We start from the raw sequence: 21,696 nt of genomic DNA, 5'->3' as shown, positions 1-21,696 counted from the left end.
ACCCCTTTCGCCTTTCTTTTTTTTCAAGCGAACAGTTTTTGTTCAAAATTATGATTTTCGGTTTATTTTTAATCTTTTTTTAGTATACAAGGCTGAATTTCAGTGTTTTTAAGCTCTAATAATGCACTTTGATCTTTTTCTTGCCAGTGTAACGGCCGCATATCGATGTATTCGATATACCCAGCTTCGCCCTTGTAATGTTGATTGTTATAAATCGCATTGAATTGAAAGCTTCCGGCATAACCTGCTGCCAAACCGAATTTAAAATCGCCTCGACTTTTTCCTTTGACCTCTAATAACAAACAATCTTTCACATATACCTGCCATAAGAACTCACGCGGCAAATACATTTCTTTAAAATTGGGGGTCGTCACTTTTGGGTAGACGCGCTGTATCTGAAAAAATACATTGTCTTTGTAGCTTTCTACACGGCCATCCAAATTTCGTAAATCGGCGCGTGAATAAATAATCTGGTTCCATTGATTGCGTACTTGAGTCAAAAGTACCTGTAACTGATCGGTCAAATTTAAAACATGATGGGTAAAGAAACAAACGGGCATATAAGGCAAATGCGCAGAGCGTGCATATTCAAAACTCCCCATGCCTTGCACTTCATAGCAGTGATTTTCAAACATCACGCGCCCTTGGCACCAGCACAAAAGCGACCAGTGTTCAAACACGCCCCACTTTAAAGGAGTGTAGTGTGACAGTACATTAACAGTATGTACTTTCAAATCCACGCTCAAAGCAGAGTCGGTTCGTTTAAAGTGAAAATCTGGAAAATAGCCTTGAATAACGTCTTGCTGATCAAAATTAAATGCGTCAGATCTGAAATGACATTGTTCTGAAATGGAATAGGATTTGAGTTGACCTGCCAGATGCGGACTCGAACTGACAAAAACTGATGCGGTATCTAACGCTTTGTGTTTGAGAATATTTTTATTGTATAAAATCGGAATTTTCGCCTGACCGATCAGGCTCATGAAATTGATGTAGTGTAGCGGTGCGGGTAAGCCCGGCAAAATCAGACCCTGATAAATCAACTTAAAACGCCCTTTGGGCGGATGATATGCCAAGGTCCGTTGTCGGGAGTGAGGACTCAGTTGCATCGATGGATTAAATGGTGTCATCAACATCTGCATACTCAACCTCACTTCGAATTTATGTCTTGGTGACTGAAGCCTGTTTTCGAGCAAATAAAGTGGTCACAAAACCAGATAATGCATAAACCAGTGATACCACTAAAATACCCATAGGAATATTATACGTGATTGCTGCAAAAATTAGCACCACTGGCAACATCACGGCAAATGGAACGCGTTTACGATCCATTTCTTTAAACGAATAATATTTAATATTCGAGATCATGAGCAAGGCCACAACCACCATATAAACCGCATATCCGATTTGAACAGCGATGTCTCGCACATCAAAGATAAACGGATAATCACGACTGACCCAAACCAATGAAATCACAAGAATAGCCGCTAGAGGACTGGCAATACCAATAAAATAACGTTTATCGACTACACCAATTTGAACGTTGAAGCGTGCCAGACGAAATGCGGCACATGCTGTATAAATAAAACAACAGGCCAGCCCAATTCGACCCAAATCATGCAGACTCCAACTGTACATCAGCATTGCTGGTGCAACACCAAAAGCCAGTAAGTCGGATAAAGAATCGTATTGTTCACCAAAAGCACTTTGCGCACCAATCGCACGGGCCACTCGTCCGTCTAGACCATCGAGCAATGCTGCCAGGAAAATGGCATACACTGCGTGAACGAAATCGCCATTAAAACTTGCAATGATAGAATAAAACCCCGACAACAATGCTGCCGTGGTAATCAAATTGGGCCAGAGATAAATGCCACGGCGTTTAACTTTCTGACCTTCATTGGTGTGCTCTTCTTCGACCACTTCAAAAGTGATGCCGTCAAATCCATGCTCGTCTGACTTGGAGTCATTTTCAAGTTTTGGTGTATTTGTCATTGTTATGTATTCCCAAGAATCCTCTCGCTTAGATGCCGCGTATTATTCACCAACCAACCAGCGCACTGCCGCGTGTCCACCTGTCTCTTGCATACGCAAATGTGGAAATAACCACTGTAATGCTTGATCCGCTTGCTCTGAGAACTGCCAAGGTGGGTTGATCACCAATAATCCACATCCATTTAAACCGACCGGTGTATCGTCAGGCCATACGCAAATTTCGCAAATCAATTGACGACGAATGCCGGTTTTCATCATTTTCTTTTCAAAACGATCAATCATGGCGCGGTCTTTGATTGGATACCATACCGCAAAAACGCCTGTCGGCCATTTTTTGTAGGCTTCACACAACAGCTCGACCAATTGCGGAAAGTCTTTACGTTCTAGCTCGTAAGGTGGATCGATCATCACCAAGCCACGTTTTTCTTTGGGTGGAATCACCGCAAGCAAGCCTTCGTAAGCGTCGCGCTCATGTAAGCCAGCACGCTTGTCTCGAATGTTGTCGCGTAACTGCTGAAAAACATCACGCTGCATTTCAAATACAGTGGCTTTATCAGTCTCGCGCATACCTTGAAGTGCAAACCAAGGCGAACCCGGATATGTTCCCCGCCCTTCTTCAGCGCGAAGTGCTTCAACGAGTTTTAGATACTGCTGAACGCCTTCAGGTGCTTGACGCTTTTCCATGTCGCCCAATTGAACCAGACGATGAATACCGGTTAGAAACTCACCCGACTTCTGCGCAGGTGCAAGTGACAAGTCGTATTTTCCCGCCCCACCATGCGTATCGATGTATCGATATGGCTTATCTTTGGCATTTAATTTTGTCAAAAGTTGTAGCAGGAGCACATGCTTCATTACATCCGCAAAGTTGCCCGCATGAAAATGGTGACGATAATTCATCTTTCAAATAATTCCTCAAATCAGCGGCTATATTAGCATGAAAAAACTTACTTACGTGTCGATCGGATGTTTTAGAATACTTCAGAGTATTGATTTTTAGTTTTGAGAATGTATGCAACCCGAGTATTCAAATTGTGAATTTGACCTGGATCGTGTGCTCGATGATCTTAATTTTAAAGGCTTTAGCCTGATCGATCAGTTGCATCCATTGAGCTTGATGCAAAAACTAACCAACGAATGCACTCAGCATTTGAATGCGTTTCGTGAAGCACAGATTCAAAATGGCGTGGTGAGCCAGATTCGTAGTGATCATATTTTATGGATTGATGATCAGCTTCCTATCGCACAACAACACATCGATGTATTACACGCTTTAGGACAAGAGATTAATCGCGCTTTTTATACTGGAATACAAAATATTGAAGCGCACTACGCACGCTACAATGCTGGTGAATTTTATGCGCTGCACCGAGACAACCCGCAGCAAAAAAATCATCGCGTGATTTCAAGCGTCTATTATTTACATCAAACATGGCAAGACAGTTGGGGTGGACAACTTCGTCTTGAAGATAAAAATGGCGAGTGGCATATCATTCAGCCACGACCTAATCGCTTAGTAATCTTTCAAAGTGACTTGTTGCATGAGGTTTTAATGTCTCATCAGCAGCGATTATCCATTACCGCTTGGCTGCGAAGTGCAAGTAGCGCTTGGTCAAGCTGAGATCATATCGATCACCAATATTACCTTGGGTCTTTTAAACGATAAATCTACCCTCATTAATGTCATAAGAATCTCGAGGATCAATATATGTCTGATACAAGCAAAATGATTGTAGAACGAATTGGAGAAACGGATCAGCGTTATCTTGACGGCAACTCTCCTGAGCTTGCATTGGAGCGAGGTGATCTGCGACTACAACTGGTCACTTTAAGTCATAATCGCCAAGAGCGACTGCATTTTTTACACGAAGCGATTGCCATTTTAGAGCAGTCACGCGTGGAGTTTGAGGAAATGCCGATGTCGATGTATATCGACCTGTCGTTGCAACTGGCAAAAGCCTATATGGTTTATTTTGAATTAAGCCAAGACAACAAATTTGCGCTCATTACCCAGCAAATTTTAAAGCCGCTCGCACATTTAAATCATGGTGACGTGTATTTCTTTTTGGCTTATGCTTCTATAGTCAAAAGCGAGCTCGCCTTCACACGCCACTGGCTCGACAAATACATAAAGAGTGAACAGCTGGATATTGAATTGCTGCAAAAGCATAGTGCATTTAATTCAGTACGTTCGCTTGATTGGTTCAAAGCTTTGATACATTCAAAAACTCACTAATCAATTTCCAGCTTCGAGCTGAGACTATAACTTAAGATGAATGCGCCTCAACATGCAATTGTTGATTGAGCTCATCGACCACAATGGCCCATTCATCATCTTTTTCCCAGTGACTCTCTAGAAACTGGCGTTGTCCAGCCGACCAGAATTCGGCCTCATGAAGTTTAGTTTCAGCAGCAATCTGGTGAGTTTGGATAAATTGCTCGATAGCCTCCGGGGTTGCTTCCAAGCCCAATTGTTCAAACAGTAGTTCTAATGTAGGTTGTGACTCAAACATGCTGACATCCTCTTTTAAATCATATTGTTATATATTCAATATAAACAATAAGATTTGAGTTTTCCGTTTGAGCGATGTGTGTTCTTGTGAGTGTTTGTATGAGCATAAAAAAAGCACTTCATAAGAAGTGCTTTTTTTATGCGAGGGTGAATTATTTCACCATGTCTGCAATTGCAGCACGCTCTTCTTCAAGTTCATTCAACGTGAAGTTGATGCGTTCACGGCTGAACTCGTCGATTTCAAGACCTTGAACAATTTTGTATTCGCCATTTTCACACGTCACAGGGAAACCAAACATTACGCCTTCTGGAATACCGTATGAACCGTCAGATGGAATACCCATCGTCACCCATTTGCCGTTTGTACCCAACGCCCAATCACGCATGTGATCGATCGCTGCGTTTGCAGCAGATGCAGCAGATGATAAACCACGTGCTTCGATGATCGCAGCGCCACGTTTACCTACTGTTGGAAGGAACACGTCTTTGTTCCAAGCCGCATCGTTGATCTTGTCTTTTAGGCTTTCACCATTTGCAGTTGCAAAACGATAGTCTGCATACATGGTTGGTGAGTGGTTGCCCCATACTGTCATGTTTTCGATGTCAGATACAGCAACGCCCGCTTTTTGCGCAAGCTGAGTCAAGGCACGGTTGTGGTCAAGACGTAGCATGGCAGTAAAGTTTTTCGCTGGAAGATCTGGAGCAGATTTCATTGCGATGTACGCATTGGTGTTCGCAGGGTTACCTACAACCAATACCTTTACGTCACGGCTAGCAACTTCATTCAGCGCTTGACCTTGACCGATGAAAATCTCGCCATTCACTTTAAGAAGGTCAGCACGCTCCATACCTGGACCACGTGGACGTGAACCCACTAACAATGCATAGTCTGCATCTTTAAATGCAACTTTTGGATCATCTGTACCGATCATACCCGCCAATAATGGGAATGCACAGTCGTCAAGTTCCATCATTACGCCTTTTAGCGCTTGTTGAGCTTTCTCAACTGGAATTTCAAGCAATTGCAAAATAACTGGTTGGTCTTTCCCTAACATTTCGCCGCTTGCGATGCGGAATAATAAGCTGTAACCAATTTGACCTGCAGCGCCAGTAACGGCAACGCGAACGGGTTGCTTCATGTAATTATCTCCAATTGAGGATCGTTAAGATGATTAAACAGTTCGTCCATTTAATCTAATAATCATAAACGGCAAAGATTGTACTCCAAACCCACAACAGTTGCATGTAAAAGAGAATGGATTTCAACAAAAGTATGATAGGAAATATGAATAAAATAACAAGGCTTTGGACCAAGGTCTAATAACTACCTTTAATGGTAAATTCTTCTGGGCAACTCGACACCACATGACTGGCACACTGCGTGTAAGCACCGCTGACCTGATAACACACCTGAACCTCGGTCAGAATAGATTTAGAGCGCGAGCTTTGGCAGGTAAATTTAATGCCACTGGCGGGAAGCGATGGATTAAGTCTTAAAAACTGCTGTCGAATGGTATTTTTGTGTACATCTTTAGTGGTGGGGCCTGTCAACTCAGATGGAATTTTCAAACGATCTGCAAAGTTAACAATCGTTCGGAAATATTGGCTGGCATTCATAGGCACACATCCGCCAACTCCTCGCCAGAGTTGCGTACGAGCACTCTCGTCTGGCATCAGACGGGCCACTACACTGGTTTGTATCGGAGAGAGCATGGCCGATGAATTGGTTTTACATTCAGTTATATTGCCTGTTTCTGGGATCAGGCCCATTACTGTAAGAGAATAACCTTCGAGACACTTGCGCTGTTTGCGTTTGGATGCATCTATTGAGCAGACTGCGGGTGTCATTTCAATTTGCATGACATAGCCTTGTAATCGACCAGAATCGGCGTGGACCTGTGGTGTGACGATAAGTACATAGACCCATAAACATGCGCCTATCAACCCTGCCAAATATTTGGATACAAAACTTGTTTTTTTCATCGAATCAAAACTTAACGTTATTTCAAGGAAAACCCGATTAAGGTGTACTTCGTACTGGAATAGCACGCATTCGCTGTTGCAAAGATTGCGCACCTTGCCCCAACAGAACACCATAGTGCGATGCATTGGTCATCACATGTTTTACATAGTCACGTGTTTCGGTTAACGGAATACTTTCTGTGTATTGATCTGCTGCAATCGTTTGGGTATCCGGTTGCCAACGTCGTGCCCGATTCGGGCCTGCATTATAGCCTGCCGTCGCTAAAACGGCATTGCCACTCAGCTGATTCTGAATCATGGACAAGTAAAAGGTACCATATCGAATATTGGTATTCATATCGGTTAAGGCCGCCGGATTGTAGGTTTCTCCCATCTGACGCGCAACCAGTTTGGCGGTATCAGGCATGATCTGCATCAAGCCTCCTGCACCAACATGAGAACGCGCAGAAGTCACAAAGCGGCTTTCCTGACGCATTAAACCGTATGCCCATGCCGGATCAATACCTGCATTTTGGCTATGGTTCACCACTGTCACCTGATGCGGCATAATATAACGATAACCATAATTATGCTTGCTTACTGTACGGTCTGCGGCATAAATCGCACGATCATACCAGCCCATTTCTTGGGCACGCTGTGCAGCTGCAAGCAATAAACCATCGTCGTTACGCAAATACGCCTGACGAACAGCCCAGTTCCACTCACGATTAACGTAATTGTCTGGTGCATTGATACGGCGCAGTGTAAATGCACGATTAAAATGAATATCTCGGCGTAACCGATCGAGGTCGCTGGCGGTGGCTTGCGCATACGGCGGAATATTACTGTAGCGCTCACCCAAACGGTCTTTGGCAAGCAAATTGTGATAGTCATCGCCAGATTGCGCCAGCTTACGATAGATTTGCTGGGCTGTTGCCTTGGCATTTGCATCATTGCGCTGCTCAGAGGCGCGTGCAAGCCAGTATTGCCAGCGATCTTCTTGCTTTTGCGCCACCGACATACTATCAATCGCGCGAATCACACTTTCCCATGCCCCAAAACGAATTGCCTGTCGTGCGTAAATTTCGGCTTCTTCTGGGCTAAACGGGTAACCGTAACTCATGTCAAACAAGGTCAACACATCACGGTTAAAGTTATTTTTCATCACCGTGGTGCCGCCAATATAGGCGACAGTGCGATAAAGATATTTCTGAACGTCTGCTGGCGTGCCTTCGGCATTACGTCGAACCGAAGCAAGCGCACCGTTTAGGTCAGTATCTGCCAAACGGCCTGTTGCATAAATGAGATAAGCATAATCGGCATCGTTGTTTTTAGGTGCCGACCATAAATAGTTTTGTGGTGCCGCCTGAATCTGGTTGAGCTGCGCTAAAGATAAATTCACACCAATGGTCTGTGCAGTACTGAGCGCCAACCCAGACTGACCCGCACGCAACTGCCCCCACAAACGCTGTTTTTTATCCTGAGTGGTCATCAGTGGACTTGAAAGCATCATACGCCCCAAACCGTTACATAAATCTGGCTGGGTATTTGTCGTGAGCCAGACATCTTTGTATTCGGCAAAAACCAGATCATCGCCCGCTTTGGCACGTACTTGTGCCAGCGCACAGCTTTCTGCACGATCGGGATTGGTCACATACGGCACCACACTTTGCGGACTAACATAGTCGCCAAGTTTGACTTTTTCTTCGACATAATCTGCAGAAAGCTTTTCTGCCATGGCAGACTGTGGATAGCGCTGGGCAAAAGCAACAATATTCGCGGGTGGTTGTAACACCAGATTGGTATTGAGTTTCCAGTACTCGGGGTAGTAACCCAGAACATCATTTTGCATGGACAGCTGATACTGCTCTAGCAGTACGGTGTCGCCAGCACTGGCGGCACGGAGCGCATCGTTAAACTGTTCTTCGGCAGCAAAAACGGTAGAGCCTGACAACGTAGCCAAACTTCCGAGCATACTCAAGCGAATCAGCCGGCGATTTAGAAGCGTTGCAAGTAATGATTTGCTGTTTTTATTCCATGCCATAGATGCTTTTTTTCAAACCCCAACATTCGGTATGCAGTGCTAGTGTAATTATTCTTCATGCATCCTACTGTTGTGTTATGTAACCTTCTGATTCACCAAAATTAATCATGATTATATTTTAACTGTAAAATCAATACGCATTGTGCCCGATTTAATTTGCTATCTTTTGTGCAATTACTGCTACAATTGCGGCCTTTCAAAGTGCGTAGTTAAAATACGTGCGTTATCCCGTTTGTTTTAGGAGCCTACATGACGGTTCAAACCTTCATTCCAAATGGTGCCAAAGCTGCCTCAGAAAACACTGTTACCCAGCCAACGCACACCCCTGATGTTTCAATTAAAAAACTGTATATTGAAACTCAAGGGTGTCAGATGAATGAGTATGACAGTCACCGTATGGCAGATCTTCTCGGCGACTCTCACGGTTATGTGTTGACGCAAGATCCCAAAGAAGCCGACATTTTGCTAATGAACACCTGTTCGATTCGTGAAAAAGCGCAGGAAAAAGTATTTAGTGAATTGGGGCGCTGGCGCAAGCTAAAAGATAAAAATCCAGAGCTGATTATTGGCGTGGGTGGCTGCGTAGCCTCTCAAGAAGGCGACAATATTCAAAAACGCGCGCCATATGTCGATATGGTCTTTGGTCCGCAAACCTTGCATCGTTTGCCACAGATGTTAGATCAGTATCAAGATCAGATTGAAAAACCTAAAAAAGACAAAATCAAGCTGGTGGATATTTCCTTTCCAGATATCGAGAAATTCGACTTTTTGCCTGAACCGCGAGTTGAGGGCTTTAAAGCATTTGTTTCGATTATGGAAGGCTGCTCAAAATACTGTTCGTTTTGTGTAGTGCCATATACGCGTGGCGAAGAAGTATCGCGTCCACTCGACGACGTTCTGGCTGAAATTGCGGGTCTGGCCGAAAAAGGCGTGCGTGAAATCTCGCTGCTTGGTCAAAATGTAAACGGTTATCGCGGCGAAACATTCGACGGCGGGATCTGCACCTTCCCTGAATTGTTACGACTCGTTTCAGAAATCCCGGGCATAGGTCGCTTGCGCTATACCACATCGCATCCACTTGAGTTTTCAGAAGATCTTATCCAGTGCTACCGTGATTTACCGCAAATGGTCTCGCACCTGCATTTACCTGTTCAAAGTGGTTCAAATGCAGTTTTACAAGCCATGAAACGCAACCACACCATTGATGTGTATATCGAGAAAATTGCCAAGCTACGTGCTGTTCGCCCCGATATGCATCTCTCTAGTGATTTTATCATTGGCTTTCCGGGTGAAACCGATGAGCACTTCGAAGAAACTTATCAGTTTATCAAAGACTTGGATTTTGATCATTCGTATAGTTTTGTTTACTCAAAACGCCCGGGAACACCGGCTGCCGAGCTTGAAGATACGACCTCTGAAGATGTTAAAAAAGAGCGATTGGCCAAGGTGCAACACTGGATCAAACAATCGAGTATCCGTAAGACCGATGCCATGAAAGGCACGATACAGCGGGTTTTAATTGAGAAAGTATCTGATAAAGATCCGAATCTTTTACTCGGCACAGCGGACAATACCCGTATGGTCACTTTTATTGGTGATGCAGCATGGGTGGGGCGTTTTGCAGAAATCGAGATTACCGAAATTAAAACTTTAAATTTAGTTTACGGTGAGCTCTTGAATCTTGAGCCTGACGTGGCGTAATGTAAGGGTACTAGAACAAAGGCTACAAAAAGGATAATTCTTTGACTGCAGCGATTCGACGTACCGTTAATTTTCCCGGCGTTTCAATGACCCGTTTAAAAAGCATGCTTGGTGCATACAACGGTCATTTGAAGCAGATTGAACAGCGTTTAGATGTACAAATTACTCATCGTGGTGACGCGTTCTACATCGATGGTGACATTGATGCAGTCGAGCGAGCTGAGTCCCTGCTCCAGCGTCTTTACGACGAATCTGAAATTTCCGATCAGATCAGTGCCGATATTTTGCACCTTATGATTCAAGGCAGCCAGACAGATCGAGAACTGATGGATGATGCAAATCAGGAACATACAGGTCTTGATAATGTCTGGTTACAGACCCCAAAAGGTCGTATCAATCCACGCGGAACCAATCAAAAACGTTATGTGCAGCGTATTTTACAAAGCGATATTTCGTTTGGGATCGGACCTGCGGGAACAGGTAAAACCTATCTTGCGGTAGCTGCGGCCGTCGATATGCTAGAACGCAATGAAATTCAGCGCATTCTACTGGTTCGACCTGCAGTTGAAGCAGGTGAAAAACTGGGTTTCTTGCCGGGTGATCTGGCACAGAAAATCGATCCGTACTTACGTCCCTTGTATGATGCGCTTTACGAAATGCTCGGTTTTGAAAAAGTGGCCAAGCTGATCGAACGTCAAGTCATTGAGGTGGCACCACTGGCGTATATGCGCGGTCGTACACTGAATCATTCCTTTGTTATTCTGGACGAAGCCCAGAATACCACACCAGAACAGATGAAAATGTTCCTGACCCGCTTAGGGTTTGGTTCACGCGCGGTCATCACTGGCGACATCACTCAGGTGGATTTGCCTCGCGGTCAGCAGTCGGGTCTGGCACACGCTTTACGCGTGCTGGAGCCGGTTAAAGAAATTCACATTACGCGTTTTCACTCGCGTGACGTGGTCCGTCATCAATTGGTTCAGAAGATTGTTGAAGCCTATGAAGGCTGGGATTCTGAACAAAATCGCTTAAGTTCTGAAGCACGCGCTGAACGTAAAGCGCGACAGGAAGCCTTAATGAGTGAACATGATGCCGCTGCGGATGCCCAGCATCAGGAAGCTTAAGTTATAGCTCTTGTACCCATTTTAACAACACACTTAAATCAGGGGATTGCCATGCTTTCCCCTATTTTTATGAAGGTAATATTTTGAAACTCAATCTTAGTTTGCAAGACGATGTGCAATCGCCCGATTTAATTTTGAAACGAGCTCCGCTTAAAAAAGCCATCGAAATGACATTGCGTCATGTCGATGTGCAGTCGGATTGTGAAATTGGGATTGCCTGTGTCGATCATGAGGAAAGTCATCGCCTCAACCTCGAGTATCGCGGTAAAGATAAATCTACTAATGTGCTGTCTTTTCCAAGTGACTTTCCAGAGGACATTTTACCGTTACTCGATGCGCGTCCGCTGGGTGATCTGGTGATCTGTATTCCAGTGGTTTTGCAAGAAGCCATTGATCAAAAAAAAGCGGTCTATGATCATTTTATGCATATGCTGGTACATGGCACCTTGCATTTACTCGGCTATGATCATGAAATAAGTGAAGAAGATGCCGAGGAAATGGAGGCACTTGAAATTGAGATTTTGGCTAAACTCGGCTTGGCCAATCCGTATCTCGAACAAGATTAACTGTTCGCTGATCTGTTCCCCATTTTAATGACCGCAAATGCGGTCTTTTTAATGCTGTCTTGGCTGATTGCGTATCCGCTTATATTAATTTTTATTCCATTGGCCAAAAAATGTTGATAATGATTGTGCATACTCCTAAAGATTCACTCGATGGCTAGATCGAGAAACAACATCTCTTTTTTATGTGCAAAATCCTATTGAAACATTAAACGATCAAATGATCTTATATAAAGCAAATATATCTGAATTGTTAACTCGATCACAAAATATTGCATCGTAAGACGAAAAAAGTCGTTATCATAACACTTGTAATTTGTGCACAAATGTAATCAACTTTAAAGGGAATTGCGCACCCGCTCAATTTAAAAAAAATTAGACTTCTCCTGAAACTGAAATGTGTGATTTGCGAATTTTCTGATTTGTAATTTCTGATCATTTCAATGTGTTCAACTTTATTTTGGAACGCTTTTATGCCAACAATTCTGTCATCGATTGCTAAACAGTTTCAGCGAGTCTATCGTAAAGCTGAAGACTTCATTGAAGAAGAACGTGAATTTCCACTCTCTCAGGTTTTTCTCAATGCAACGTTTAAACGCTATGTGACAGACAATGTTGAAATTCTTGAAGATCTGCATGCCGATTTATATAACGACTGGTTACGCCTGTATGCCACATTAAATGTGAAGGGCTTACATACTACACTTTCAGTCGACTTAAAACTCATTCAGATGGAGCTGAACAAAGAGCTGCAATTGATTGTTTTTGAGCAAATTAGTGACACGCAAATCGTCACAGCCATCTACAAGAATATCTTTCAGAAATTTGCAGTGAAATCAGCGCTCTTTTTCTATCAAAAAGTCCTTAAAAAAGACCCACTGGGTGTAATTTTAGAAAAATTTGATGTGGTTAAAGTACGTGATGATTTGCTGTATCTGGATTTAAACCGCTGGCTAGGTAAAAATCGTAAAATTATTGAAACATTAGCCAAAGTACACGTGAATCATGCGGTATTACGCGATGCAGAACTGGTCATCATGGGCAATGTGAATTTGATGGCTCTCTTTAGCAAATCTGAAGATGAATATGACGAAATTGATGAAGAACTCGATATCGCCGAAACTGAAATCACGCCCATCAAACAAAAAGAAGATTAAATCGCCAACTTAGCACACCGTTTCATCGGCTTCTTTTACAGAACGTGATCGAATATTGGCATTTTCTTCATGATCTCGTGGCATCATCATGATTGGTTTTAATTGATTGTTCTCAGGTACAATCTTGTTTATTTTAAAAACGATAAGGATCTCTGTATGGCAAATCATGTAACGAAAACCTTAACTTTTGCAGCAGGACTTTCTAGTGCCCTGTTGTTTGCGGGGTTCTCTACACATACCCTCGCCATGAGTCCATTTCAGGCCAACTATCAATTTACCTACAACGGTAAAAACCTCGGTTCTGCAACACGAAGCTTGACTCAGCAAAGTGGTAACAACTGGACCTACAATTTCTCTGCAAAAGCAGGCGCCATTGCATCTGCAAGCGAAACCAGTAAATTTAACTGGTCAAACGGTAAAATTACCTCGCAGCAATTTAATCGTACCAGTAAAATTCTGGTGCATAGCAACACCATGAACATTAACTTTAATCCATCAAGTAAAATGATCAACACGCAAAAAGACGATAAAAAGCGTTCATTTGCGTGGCAACAAGGTGTACTCGATGAACTCAATGCCGAATTGCAAATTCGTGAAGACTTGCAAGGCTCAGGCTTAAAATCGACCTATCCGATTGCAGATGCTAAAGGCATTGATACGCGTCGTTTTGTCAAACAGGGTACCGAATCGATCAAAACACCTTATGGTACCTACAACACCATTAAAGTGGTTATTCAGCATGATAAAGCGGAAAAAAGTACCATTTTCTGGTTGGCACCGAAGCTCGATTACTTACCTGTAAAAGTGAGCCATATCGATGGTAAAACTTCTTATGGGCTATTATTGACTAGCTATACCGGTAAAACCAACTAGTCGTTCAGCTGAATATTCTCTTTATAAAGACAAGCCATTTTTGACTAAGTGATCAACTTTTTTGTCGATTTTGGCTTGCATTTTTTCAGATGCTTTTTAAAATACGCTTTTGCTTGAAAAAGCATCCGTCCTAGAGGATTCTCCTGTGTACGCACTAGAACAGAAAATCTTAACTGAAGGCATCGTTCTATCTGATCAGGTGTTGAAAGTTGATGCGTTCTTAAATCACCAAATCGATCCTGTCCTTATGCAACAGATTGGTAAAGAGTTTGCTGCGCGATTTAAAGATACAGGGATCACCAAGATTGTTACGATTGAAGCATCAGGGATTGCCCCAGCCGTGATGGCGGGTCTTGAACTGTCAGTGCCTGTCATTTTTGCGCGTAAGTATCAATCGTTGACACTCAAAGATGATCTTTATCGCTCGAAGGTATTTTCATTTACCAAACAAGTTGAAAGCACCATTGCCATTTCAAACAAGCACATCAGTTCAACTGATAAGGTTCTGGTGATTGATGACTTTTTGGCCAATGGTCAAGCTGCTTTGGGTCTTATCGATTTGATCCATCAAGCCAGTGCTGAAATTATTGGTGTGGGTATTGTGATTGAAAAATCCTTCCAGCCAGGTCGTGATCTTTTGCTTGAGAAAGGGTATCGTGTTGAGTCTTTGGCACGTGTTGCCTCGCTCGAAAACGGCACTGTGACATTTGTGAAAGAATAAGACATTTACAACTCAGTTTTAATGTCAAAAAAAGCGCTTCGGCGCTTTTTTAATGTCTGAAACATTCGATTTGACCATTTACAAGCCTACTAAACTTTTATTATTTTAATTCGCTAGAATGCAATTACCGCCCTAGCTTTTACGCACGGCCAACAGGATCTAAAAATAGATGACCGAGACTTCTTCAAACGAACAAGATAGCCCAGTGGTCTGCCCCAAATGTGGCTCGACCGAAATTGAGCAACGCAATCATGAGCAGCAAATGATACAAAAAGCCAGCGGCGTATTATTAACTTCGGCTGGTGCAGCCGCAGGTACAGTCGGCGGTGCAGCCTCTGGTGCTTCAGTGGGTGCCGCAATCGGTACTGTGGCAGGACCACTCGGTGTCATTGTAGGCGGTACGATTGGTACGTTTGTTGGTGCTATTAGTGTGGGAATTACCGGCGGCTTTTTGGGCAATCGTTTTGGTAAAAAAGCCGGCGTTGTAATTGATAAAAATATTTTTCAAGATTACCGCTGCGAAAAGTGCGGCACGCGCTTTAACCGCATTTTATAACGCATATCCGTTCCCTGCTTGGTATGAAATCAGCCAAGTTAGGGAATTATATAGACCATACGCTGCAATCAATAATAGAACCATACCGCAAATCGCCAGTATCTTGTTACTCCATATCGAATCTGATAGACGCTTAAAGCCCAAATACACCAGCGATAATGTCAGAAAATCCAGCGCAATCCAGACCACCACCAATACACTCAGGCTAATATTCAGATCAGGGTGCAAACCAATAAACTGCGGAAAAAATGAGGAAAAGAAAATAACATCCTTAGGATTGGATATCCCCGTTAAAAAACCGCGCTGGAATCCACCCTGAACGTTCGAGGTGGTGAGGTTTTGTACTGGTTCAAGCCGATAAGACTTTAAAATCTCAATACCCAAGTAGGCAATATAAAGACATCCTAATAATTTAATACCTTCAAACAAAATTGCGTTGACGGTAAATAGACCCTTAAGCATCAAAATAGAAAGACCGATTAAAATGAGTGAGGCCAGATTGGTGCCTAATATTGTTTTTAACGCTGCCAGATATCCTTGCTTCAGGCCTGTACTGGCTACCAGTAACATGACGGGACCAGGCGTGGCAATCATGACCAGAATACTAAAGATATACAGTGCCAAAATAAAATAATTCATCGAAATACACCATGCTGCAATGCCCTAAACACAGGGCCTGCAGCTTTTTTTAGAATATCAAGTTGCAAAGGCTGTTAATGCTGTGTGAGTTTTTTGACCGTCGTTGCCAAACGTTTCCCCATCGCTTCACACAATGTTTTTTCATCTTGGCTGAGCGCTTGATCGTGACGTGGCCCACTGACATGGCTGGCACCATATGGCGTTCCGCCAGTTTTGGTGTTAGACAGCGCCGGAAGTGAATTGGGAAGCCCTAAAATCATCATGCCATGGTGGAACAGTGGATTGAGCATACTCAGCAAGGTACTTTCCTGACCGCCATGCATCGAACCAGATGCAGTAAATACACATGCAGGTTTATCGTGCAAGGCACCATTGAGCCACAAACTGGTGGTCTGGTCCCAAAAATATTTCATTTCACTGGCCATATTCCCAAAGCGTGTAGGTGAACCCACTGCCAGTCCTGAACACCCGGCCAAATCATCGAGTGTGCAATAGACATCTCCTGTATCAGGCACCGCAGGTTCACGCTCACTCACAGTCGTGGTCAGATTCGGGACGGTTCTAATTTTAGTGGCAATGCCCTGTGCTTCAATACCATTGGCAATCAAATGCGCCATTTGTTGTGTCGAGCCATATTTGCTGTAATACAAGACAAGTACATACGGTTGCATAATTTTTAAAAACTTTGTTAAAAAGAAAACTATACGATATTTGTGCGCTTTTTTGGCTAAGCTTTAACACTGAAACTGAAGAAACATCATGATTATAAAATTGGGGCATCATTTTTATGCTAGATCTATTTAAGAAACTACCTTTTTATGAGAAAAAATGGTTCCAATTCATTTTATTTGTGTTGAAACGTTTTGAAGCCGACCGTTGTCGCGAACAAGCGGGCTCTCTCACCTATACCACCTTATTTGCGGTGGTTCCGATGCTGACCGTTTTTTTGGTGATCATCTCTTCCATCAAAGCACTCGAACCTGCCCGTCAGCAACTGCAACAGCTGATTTATAGTAATTTTTTGCCGAAAAGTACCATTGCATTCGATCGATTACTCAATTCATTCACTGAAAAATCCAGTAATTTGACTGTCATTGGGGTGTTATTTCTGTTTATTACCACAGTGATGATGCTCAGTACCATTGAAACGGCGTTTAACCGGATCTGGCGTGTTCAGGAAACCCGCACGGGCCTGATTGGCTTTATGCGCTATTGGACCATTATTTCACTTGGACCCATTATATTGGGTAGCGCCTTCGTGATTTCATCGACCGTTGCATCGATGAATATTCTGAGCAGCAATTTTGCTGGCTATGAACTCAACGGTGCCTTTATCTTGTGGCTCATTTCTTTCGGCTTGACCATCTTGGGCTTTTTTATTCTGTATTGGACGATTCCAAATCGAACGGTACCGATGTATTCAGCCATTATTGCCGCATGTTTTAGTGCCACTATTTTTGAGTTACTCAAACATATCTTCAGCTTTCTGATGTCCAATTTTACCAGCTACGAGTTGGTCTATGGTGCTTTTGCTGCCATTCCTATTTTTCTGCTCTGGATTTTCTTGTCTTGGAATATTGTGTTGCTCGGAGTAGAAGTTAGCTATGCACTGACCGCATTTCATTCTGAAAAAATTCAAACACGCCATCCTGTGTTAATGCTGCTCGATGTGCTTGAGCTGTTTTATAAGAAACAGAAAAAGGGCGAAAGTGTGACTGATCTTGAAGCATTGGATATTTTAGGGCGCGGCGAAATTGGTCGCTGGCCAAGTTATGTGCATTTGCTTGAACAGCAAAATCTGATTAAACGCACCGATAAGGATGAATACGTATTGGTGCGTAATTTGTCGCAAGTCGACTTCTGGACCTTCTTTACCGCACTGCCTTTTGCTTTGCCCTTGCGTCAGGATGTCGGCAACATTCATCCCGATGATGAATGGATGCAAAAAATTGGTCCTGCGCTGATTGATGCCGATGATTATCTGGCGGCAAAACTTTCGATGCCCTTGTCGACTCTATTTGAAAGCAAGTGATTCGGCCTTTAGAGGTCGTGATGATTATGGTTGTGCTGCATTTTTAAAGACTGAATTAAACTGGCAAAGTTGATGGCAGGCTGCGAATGTGTATTTTTACGATACGCCAATGCCAGACTGACCATTGGCTTTGGCGGTTGTATATCGAGATACTTAACGCCGGTAATACCCAGTTGTTTGGTCGAATCGGGCACCAACGATACGCCTAGATTGGCCGCCACCAATGACACAATCGAGACAATCTGCGGTGCATTCTGACCAATTTTGGGTTCAAAACCATGGCTACGACAGGCATTGGTGATGGCATCGAAAAGGCCTGCACTGATTGACGGCGGTGATAATATAAAATTATCTTGCTTGAGTGCATTGAGTTCAATCGAGGTTTGATGAGCGAGCGGATGTCCGCTGGGTAATACCGCCAGCATGGGTTCATGCATCAGCAATTGTAAACTGAGCCCAGCGGGAACATGTTCTGGAGGGCGCACCAAGGCAATATCTAATTGGTCTTCGAGCAGGCGATCCATCAGTACCAGTGAATTGGCTTCTTCCAGTTTAAGCCTGATTTTGGGGTAATGTTGTTGAAACAAGCGAATACTTTTGGGCAAAAGCAGATTGAGCATAGACGTGCCTGTAAAACCCAGCCGCAATTGTCCTGACTCACCATTGGCCACCTGCTGTGCCAACTGCATCGCATCATTCACTCGCTGCTGAATCGGCTGCACGCTCAGCAAAAATGCCTCGCCCGCAGGGGTGAGTTCTACGCCTTGAGCAGAGCGATAAAATAACTCGGTTCCAATTTCATCTTCTAGATTTTTAATTTGCATACTGAGCGGCGGTTGACTAATTCCGAGTCGAAGCGCTGCTTTGGTAAAACTTTTTTCTTCTGCAACCACGATGAAGTAGCGAATATGTCGAAGTTCCATATATAAAAGCTATGACGTTCCCTATTTTTATATATTAGACAAATATACAGTAGATTGCTAATCTTTGTTGTGTTGGCAGCTAGGCAAGCACTGCCAACAAACCCCCTCTCTTTTAAAAAATCAATTTCAGGTTATGTTATGTCGATTCGTTCCACTGTTAACGAGTCCGGGACGGCTATTGCCTCAAATCAGACCTCTACAGATCCATCTCATCAGGAATCTGCTTTAAATTTTATCAGGCGTGGTACGACTGCTTATCGTAAAGCGGGTTTTGCATTGTTTTTGTTAGGCTTTGCCAGTTTTTCAATGATTTATTGCGTTCAGCCCCTATTGCCTGAATTTACGCATACCTTTCACATCAGCCCCGGTACCAGTGCACTGGCTTTATCTCTGACCACCGGGTTTTTGGCCTTTTCCATTGTGCTTTCCAGCGCATTTTCTCAAGCCTTGGGTCGTAAAGGTTTGATGTTTATCTCGATGGCTCTGGCCGCAATACTGAATGTGATTGCGGGCTGGGTTCCCGACTGGCACTTGCTGTTAGTCGCCAGAGCCGTGCAGGGTTTTGTGATCGGCGGTGTGCCTGCGGTGGCGATGGCATGGATTGCAGAAGAAATCCATCCGGCCGATTTGGGTAAAACCATGGGATTGTACATTGCGGGTACTGCCTTTGGCGGCATGATGGGTCGTGTTGGAATGGGTTTGCTGACCGAAATATTTTCATGGCGCTCTGCTCTGGGCGTACTTGGGGTGATCTGTTTATGTTGCGCAATCGGTTTTTTATGGCTATTGCCCACTTCACAAAACTTTATTGCACGTAAAGGCATGCAATTGCGTTTTCATCTTTCAGCATGGAAAAATCATCTTCAAAATCCACGCTTACTTCGCATTTACTGGATTGGTTTTCTCATCACCAGTATTTTTGTGACCTTGTTTAACTATGTGTCTTTTCGTCTTGCGGCGGCCCCGTACCTTTTAAGCCAGACTCAAATTAGCTTGATCTTTTTATCGTATAGTCTGGGTATGGTATCGTCGTCGTGGGCGGGCGCCATGGTCGATCGACTTGGTCGTAAAATTGCACTTTTGGTCGGTTTTTCTGCTATTGTAATCGGTACACTGATGACGCTTGCCCATGGATTATTTGTGATTATTTTGGGGATTGCCGCAATCACAACAGGCTATTTTATTGCGCACTCTATTGCGAGCAGTAATGTAGGATTAGAAGCAAAGACAGCCAAAGGCCATGCGACCGCATTGTATTTGCTTTTTTACTACTTAGGATCGAGTATTGTGGGTTCTGCTGGCGGCTGGTTTTGGCAATATGGCGGCTGGCATGCGGTGGTGTATCTGACGCTGGCGCTGGCTTTTATCGCAATTGTGATTGTACTCACAGCATCACAACCGATTACATCTAAACGTACTTAAAGCAATGCCTTGCTGTATGGCGAACACAACAAGGCAGCACATGATTTTAAAAGTTAGCGTGTACAAAGGTTTCCCAAACAAAAGCTTGGGTTTTGCCGTTTAAGGTCATTTTTAAACGGTCGCCTGGTGTTAATGCACCTACACCTGCGGGGGTTCCTGTCATGACCACATCACCCGCCTCAAGCGTGAATGCCTGGCTCATATCACATAGATATTCCCCAATACTACGTAACAACAGCGCAGTATCACCCGATTGACGAAGCTGATCGTTGATATGGAAACTGTACGTGACATGTGCCCAATCTTGAACCTCGCTGACATCTACCCAATCCGCAAGTACACAAGCACCATCAAAAGCTTTTGCGCGCTCCCAAGGCTGTCCCTTGTTTTTTAGCTCGGTCTGCAACTCACGTAGGGTCAGGTCAAGCCCGATGGTTACCGCACCAATTGCCTCAAGTGCTTTGGCTGGGTCTGTTTCCTGACGTAAAGTACGGTCCAACCTTAAAGTTAGCTCACATTCATAATGACATTCGCCCTCTGCCGTATTCCATTGAATACCTTGCGACAGACCAATCAAACTGCTCGGTGGCTTAATAAACAAAACTGGACGATCTGGAATCGCATTTCCCAATTCTTTTGCATGTTCGGCGTAGCTTCGTCCGACACAAATAATTTTAGATGGCCGTGCTGTCATTTTTGTCTTCCTTCTAGACAGGTAAAATCTTTAGGTTTTATCGTTTAAATGCATGTTCAAACGTGTTTTTTTCTGCGGTATTTGCTAGAACGCGTTTTGGCACAATCACCACAGTTCGATTTTTCAGCTCAATCATGTAGGTCAGTTTTCCAGTTGCAAAATGGGCCACATCACTATAGGCAAACTGCTGCTTACGCCCTGTGGCATACAGCTCGATCCGGTCTTGATATAAATCAATTCCCTGTTCGCTTTTACCAAATTGATATTTTACAAATTGACGTTTAAACATCATCGGCAAAAACCAGTAGCGCATAATGATTTGCAAAATCAGGAAAAATACACCCAAGCCAACGTAGTAGCGCCCTACGCCATCCAAGCCTAAATAAATCCCCCATGCAATAATTGCTATACTAATCACTGGGGTAATAAAACGTGTAAAAAGCTTTTTACCGAAAGTTGCAAGGGTAAAGCCATCTTGCGACTCTTCTAAATTCAAGTGATAACGTAAAGAAACGGTAGGTTTAAGTTCTGACATAGTGGGTTCAACATACGCGATGAATTACGTTCAAAATACTACACCAGTTCACGCATTTTCTTTAGCATTACCTGTATTTGATTAAAGATTTACATTCGATTATTGGTTAGCTGTCATGTAAATTTATATTTGTATCGAGCTTATAGACGATAGAACTGGATGTACCAGGAAAGGAAATTCAACGAATAGGTCTGCCCATAAATTTCAGGCACAAAAAAACCGCAATTAAGCGGTTAATTCTTC

Annotated in this window: 23 protein-coding genes; 11 read left to right on the top strand and 12 right to left on the bottom strand. The window is 43.5% G+C overall.

Annotation, left to right across the window (positions count from 1 at the left end; translation table 11 throughout):
• Window positions 1-68: 68 nt before the first annotated feature.
• The 3 genes from ADA42_RS02145 to ADA42_RS02135 are packed head-to-tail and all read right to left on the bottom strand — an operon-like array spanning window position 69 to window position 2,895.
• Entirely contained in the window at window positions 69-1,142 is a 1,074-nt protein-coding gene (locus ADA42_RS02145) for a DUF6670 family protein (RefSeq protein WP_004945251.1), read from the bottom strand.
• Window positions 1,143-1,161: 19 nt separating this feature from the next.
• A complete protein-coding gene (pssA, locus tag ADA42_RS02140) occupies window positions 1,162-1,995 on the bottom strand; it encodes a CDP-diacylglycerol--serine O-phosphatidyltransferase (protein ID WP_004934670.1) in 834 nt (277 codons plus the stop codon).
• 42 nt (window positions 1,996-2,037) lie between these two features.
• Window positions 2,038-2,895 (bottom strand): 23S rRNA (adenine(2030)-N(6))-methyltransferase RlmJ, encoded by an 858-nt coding sequence (locus ADA42_RS02135; RefSeq protein WP_004934667.1) that lies wholly within the window; start codon window positions 2,893-2,895, stop codon window positions 2,038-2,040.
• A gap of 112 nt (window positions 2,896-3,007) precedes the next feature.
• On the opposite strand from ADA42_RS02135, the gene ADA42_RS02130 reads away from it, so the two are divergent.
• Both ADA42_RS02130 and ADA42_RS02125 read left to right on the top strand, forming a co-directional pair.
• Window positions 3,008-3,616 (top strand): 2OG-Fe(II) oxygenase, encoded by a 609-nt coding sequence (locus tag ADA42_RS02130; protein WP_025095649.1) that lies wholly within the window; start codon window positions 3,008-3,010, stop codon window positions 3,614-3,616.
• Window positions 3,617-3,703: 87 nt separating this feature from the next.
• Window positions 3,704-4,231: a hypothetical protein gene (locus tag ADA42_RS02125; RefSeq protein WP_048763352.1), complete on the top strand. Its 528-nt coding sequence runs from the start codon at window positions 3,704-3,706 to the stop codon at window positions 4,229-4,231.
• Window positions 4,232-4,262: 31 nt separating this feature from the next.
• Here ADA42_RS02125 and ADA42_RS02120 read toward each other — a convergent pair whose 3' ends face one another.
• The 4 genes from ADA42_RS02120 to ADA42_RS02105 all read right to left on the bottom strand — a co-directional run bounded on the left by ADA42_RS02120 (window position 4,263) and on the right by ADA42_RS02105 (window position 8,444).
• Entirely contained in the window at window positions 4,263-4,508 is a 246-nt protein-coding gene (locus tag ADA42_RS02120) for a DUF2789 family protein (RefSeq protein ID WP_004934654.1), read from the bottom strand.
• Window positions 4,509-4,659: 151 nt separating this feature from the next.
• Window positions 4,660-5,646: a malate dehydrogenase gene (locus tag ADA42_RS02115; protein WP_004934651.1), complete on the bottom strand. Its 987-nt coding sequence runs from the start codon at window positions 5,644-5,646 to the stop codon at window positions 4,660-4,662.
• 178 nt (window positions 5,647-5,824) lie between these two features.
• Entirely contained in the window at window positions 5,825-6,490 is a 666-nt protein-coding gene (locus ADA42_RS02110; RefSeq protein ID WP_048763351.1) for a ribonuclease T2, read from the bottom strand.
• Between the two features lie 37 nt (window positions 6,491-6,527).
• Window positions 6,528-8,444, bottom strand: coding sequence for a lytic transglycosylase domain-containing protein (locus ADA42_RS02105; protein ID WP_029952340.1), 1,917 nt, complete (start codon window positions 8,442-8,444; stop codon window positions 6,528-6,530).
• A gap of 318 nt (window positions 8,445-8,762) precedes the next feature.
• Here ADA42_RS02105 and miaB point away from each other — a divergent pair, with 318 nt between their 5' ends.
• The 7 genes from miaB (at window position 8,763) to ADA42_RS02070 (ending at window position 15,208) form a co-directional block, all read left to right on the top strand.
• On the top strand, window positions 8,763-10,214 hold the full coding sequence (miaB, locus tag ADA42_RS02100) for a tRNA (N6-isopentenyl adenosine(37)-C2)-methylthiotransferase MiaB (protein WP_004934643.1): 1,452 nt from the start codon (window positions 8,763-8,765) through the stop codon (window positions 10,212-10,214).
• Between the two features lie 41 nt (window positions 10,215-10,255).
• On the top strand, window positions 10,256-11,338 hold the full coding sequence (locus tag ADA42_RS02095) for a PhoH family protein (RefSeq protein WP_004934640.1): 1,083 nt from the start codon (window positions 10,256-10,258) through the stop codon (window positions 11,336-11,338).
• A gap of 83 nt (window positions 11,339-11,421) precedes the next feature.
• Window positions 11,422-11,904, top strand: coding sequence for an rRNA maturation RNase YbeY (gene ybeY, locus ADA42_RS02090; RefSeq protein ID WP_048763348.1), 483 nt, complete (start codon window positions 11,422-11,424; stop codon window positions 11,902-11,904).
• Window positions 11,905-12,374: 470 nt separating this feature from the next.
• The gene (locus ADA42_RS02085) at window positions 12,375-13,058 is read left to right on the top strand and encodes a hypothetical protein (RefSeq protein WP_048763346.1); all 684 of its coding nucleotides are present in this window, start codon (window positions 12,375-12,377) and stop codon (window positions 13,056-13,058) included.
• A gap of 156 nt (window positions 13,059-13,214) precedes the next feature.
• Window positions 13,215-13,931 carry a DUF3108 domain-containing protein gene (locus tag ADA42_RS02080; RefSeq protein ID WP_004934628.1) on the top strand — a complete coding sequence of 239 codons (717 nt, stop codon included), beginning with the start codon at window positions 13,215-13,217 and terminating at the stop codon, window positions 13,929-13,931.
• Window positions 13,932-14,076: 145 nt separating this feature from the next.
• Window positions 14,077-14,652: a xanthine phosphoribosyltransferase gene (locus ADA42_RS02075; protein WP_004934626.1), complete on the top strand. Its 576-nt coding sequence runs from the start codon at window positions 14,077-14,079 to the stop codon at window positions 14,650-14,652.
• 169 nt (window positions 14,653-14,821) lie between these two features.
• A complete protein-coding gene (locus ADA42_RS02070; protein WP_004934624.1) occupies window positions 14,822-15,208 on the top strand; it encodes a hypothetical protein in 387 nt (128 codons plus the stop codon).
• Here the strand turns inward: ADA42_RS02070 and ADA42_RS02065 are convergent.
• Together ADA42_RS02065 and wrbA are read right to left on the bottom strand one after the other, a co-directional pair.
• Entirely contained in the window at window positions 15,203-15,847 is a 645-nt protein-coding gene (locus tag ADA42_RS02065; protein WP_048763343.1) for a LysE family translocator, read from the bottom strand. The two genes, ADA42_RS02070 and ADA42_RS02065, sit on opposite strands and share 6 nt — an antisense overlap.
• A 74-nt stretch (window positions 15,848-15,921) precedes the next feature.
• On the bottom strand, window positions 15,922-16,518 hold the full coding sequence (gene wrbA, locus ADA42_RS02060) for an NAD(P)H:quinone oxidoreductase (protein ID WP_048763341.1): 597 nt from the start codon (window positions 16,516-16,518) through the stop codon (window positions 15,922-15,924).
• Window positions 16,519-16,634: 116 nt separating this feature from the next.
• Here wrbA and ADA42_RS02055 point away from each other — a divergent pair, with 116 nt between their 5' ends.
• Window positions 16,635-17,879, top strand: a complete 1,245-nt coding sequence (locus tag ADA42_RS02055; RefSeq protein WP_004934611.1) for a YihY family inner membrane protein — start codon at window positions 16,635-16,637, stop codon at window positions 17,877-17,879.
• Between the two features lie 8 nt (window positions 17,880-17,887).
• Here the strand turns inward: ADA42_RS02055 and ADA42_RS02050 are convergent, their stop codons facing one another.
• Window positions 17,888-18,802: a LysR family transcriptional regulator gene (locus ADA42_RS02050; RefSeq protein WP_004934610.1), complete on the bottom strand. Its 915-nt coding sequence runs from the start codon at window positions 18,800-18,802 to the stop codon at window positions 17,888-17,890.
• 138 nt (window positions 18,803-18,940) lie between these two features.
• Here ADA42_RS02050 and ADA42_RS02045 point away from each other — a divergent pair, with 138 nt between their 5' ends.
• A complete protein-coding gene (locus ADA42_RS02045) occupies window positions 18,941-20,224 on the top strand; it encodes an MFS transporter (protein WP_048763338.1) in 1,284 nt (427 codons plus the stop codon).
• 46 nt (window positions 20,225-20,270) lie between these two features.
• On the opposite strand, the gene ADA42_RS02040 is transcribed toward ADA42_RS02045, so the two are convergent.
• Together ADA42_RS02040 and ADA42_RS02035 are read right to left on the bottom strand one after the other, a co-directional pair.
• Window positions 20,271-20,918, bottom strand: a complete 648-nt coding sequence (locus ADA42_RS02040) for a fumarylacetoacetate hydrolase family protein (RefSeq protein ID WP_004945219.1) — start codon at window positions 20,916-20,918, stop codon at window positions 20,271-20,273.
• A 37-nt stretch (window positions 20,919-20,955) separates the two neighbouring features.
• The gene (locus ADA42_RS02035) at window positions 20,956-21,453 is read right to left on the bottom strand and encodes a YcxB family protein (RefSeq protein WP_004934603.1); all 498 of its coding nucleotides are present in this window, start codon (window positions 21,451-21,453) and stop codon (window positions 20,956-20,958) included.
• Window positions 21,454-21,696 lie beyond the last annotated feature (243 nt).

This window comes from Acinetobacter sp. 243_ASPC (assembly GCF_001054715.1).
GTDB classification, from domain to species: domain Bacteria; phylum Pseudomonadota; class Gammaproteobacteria; order Pseudomonadales; family Moraxellaceae; genus Acinetobacter; species Acinetobacter soli.
The sequence above is the reverse complement of the archived record's forward strand: the minus strand, read 5'-3'. Positions and strand labels throughout refer to the sequence as shown.

Excerpts from the sequence above, each read along its gene's own strand:
- ADA42_RS02055 (WP_004934611.1), top strand. The coding sequence starts at position 16,635 with ATGCTAGATCTATTTAAGAAACTACCTTTTTATGAGAAAAAATGGTTC.
- ADA42_RS02080 (WP_004934628.1), top strand. The coding sequence starts at position 13,215 with ATGGCAAATCATGTAACGAAAACCTTAACTTTTGCAGCAGGACTTTCT.
- ADA42_RS02050 (WP_004934610.1), bottom strand. The coding sequence starts at position 18,802 with ATGGAACTTCGACATATTCGCTACTTCATCGTGGTTGCAGAAGAAAAA.
- wrbA (WP_048763341.1), bottom strand. The coding sequence starts at position 16,518 with ATGCAACCGTATGTACTTGTCTTGTATTACAGCAAATATGGCTCGACA.
- ADA42_RS02105 (WP_029952340.1), bottom strand. The coding sequence starts at position 8,444 with ATGCTCGGAAGTTTGGCTACGTTGTCAGGCTCTACCGTTTTTGCTGCC.
- ADA42_RS02070 (WP_004934624.1), top strand. The coding sequence starts at position 14,822 with ATGACCGAGACTTCTTCAAACGAACAAGATAGCCCAGTGGTCTGCCCC.
- ADA42_RS02135 (WP_004934667.1), bottom strand. The coding sequence starts at position 2,895 with ATGAATTATCGTCACCATTTTCATGCGGGCAACTTTGCGGATGTAATG.
- ADA42_RS02110 (WP_048763351.1), bottom strand. The coding sequence starts at position 6,490 with ATGAAAAAAACAAGTTTTGTATCCAAATATTTGGCAGGGTTGATAGGC.
- pssA (WP_004934670.1), bottom strand. The coding sequence starts at position 1,995 with ATGACAAATACACCAAAACTTGAAAATGACTCCAAGTCAGACGAGCAT.
- ADA42_RS02115 (WP_004934651.1), bottom strand. The coding sequence starts at position 5,646 with ATGAAGCAACCCGTTCGCGTTGCCGTTACTGGCGCTGCAGGTCAAATT.
- miaB (WP_004934643.1), top strand. The coding sequence starts at position 8,763 with ATGACGGTTCAAACCTTCATTCCAAATGGTGCCAAAGCTGCCTCAGAA.
- ADA42_RS02130 (WP_025095649.1), top strand. The coding sequence starts at position 3,008 with ATGCAACCCGAGTATTCAAATTGTGAATTTGACCTGGATCGTGTGCTC.
- ADA42_RS02145 (WP_004945251.1), bottom strand. The coding sequence starts at position 1,142 with ATGCAGATGTTGATGACACCATTTAATCCATCGATGCAACTGAGTCCT.
- ADA42_RS02040 (WP_004945219.1), bottom strand. The coding sequence starts at position 20,918 with ATGACAGCACGGCCATCTAAAATTATTTGTGTCGGACGAAGCTACGCC.
- ADA42_RS02085 (WP_048763346.1), top strand. The coding sequence starts at position 12,375 with ATGCCAACAATTCTGTCATCGATTGCTAAACAGTTTCAGCGAGTCTAT.
- ADA42_RS02035 (WP_004934603.1), bottom strand. The coding sequence starts at position 21,453 with ATGTCAGAACTTAAACCTACCGTTTCTTTACGTTATCACTTGAATTTA.
- ADA42_RS02120 (WP_004934654.1), bottom strand. The coding sequence starts at position 4,508 with ATGTTTGAGTCACAACCTACATTAGAACTACTGTTTGAACAATTGGGC.
- ADA42_RS02065 (WP_048763343.1), bottom strand. The coding sequence starts at position 15,847 with ATGAATTATTTTATTTTGGCACTGTATATCTTTAGTATTCTGGTCATG.
- ADA42_RS02045 (WP_048763338.1), top strand. The coding sequence starts at position 18,941 with ATGTCGATTCGTTCCACTGTTAACGAGTCCGGGACGGCTATTGCCTCA.
- ADA42_RS02125 (WP_048763352.1), top strand. The coding sequence starts at position 3,704 with ATGTCTGATACAAGCAAAATGATTGTAGAACGAATTGGAGAAACGGAT.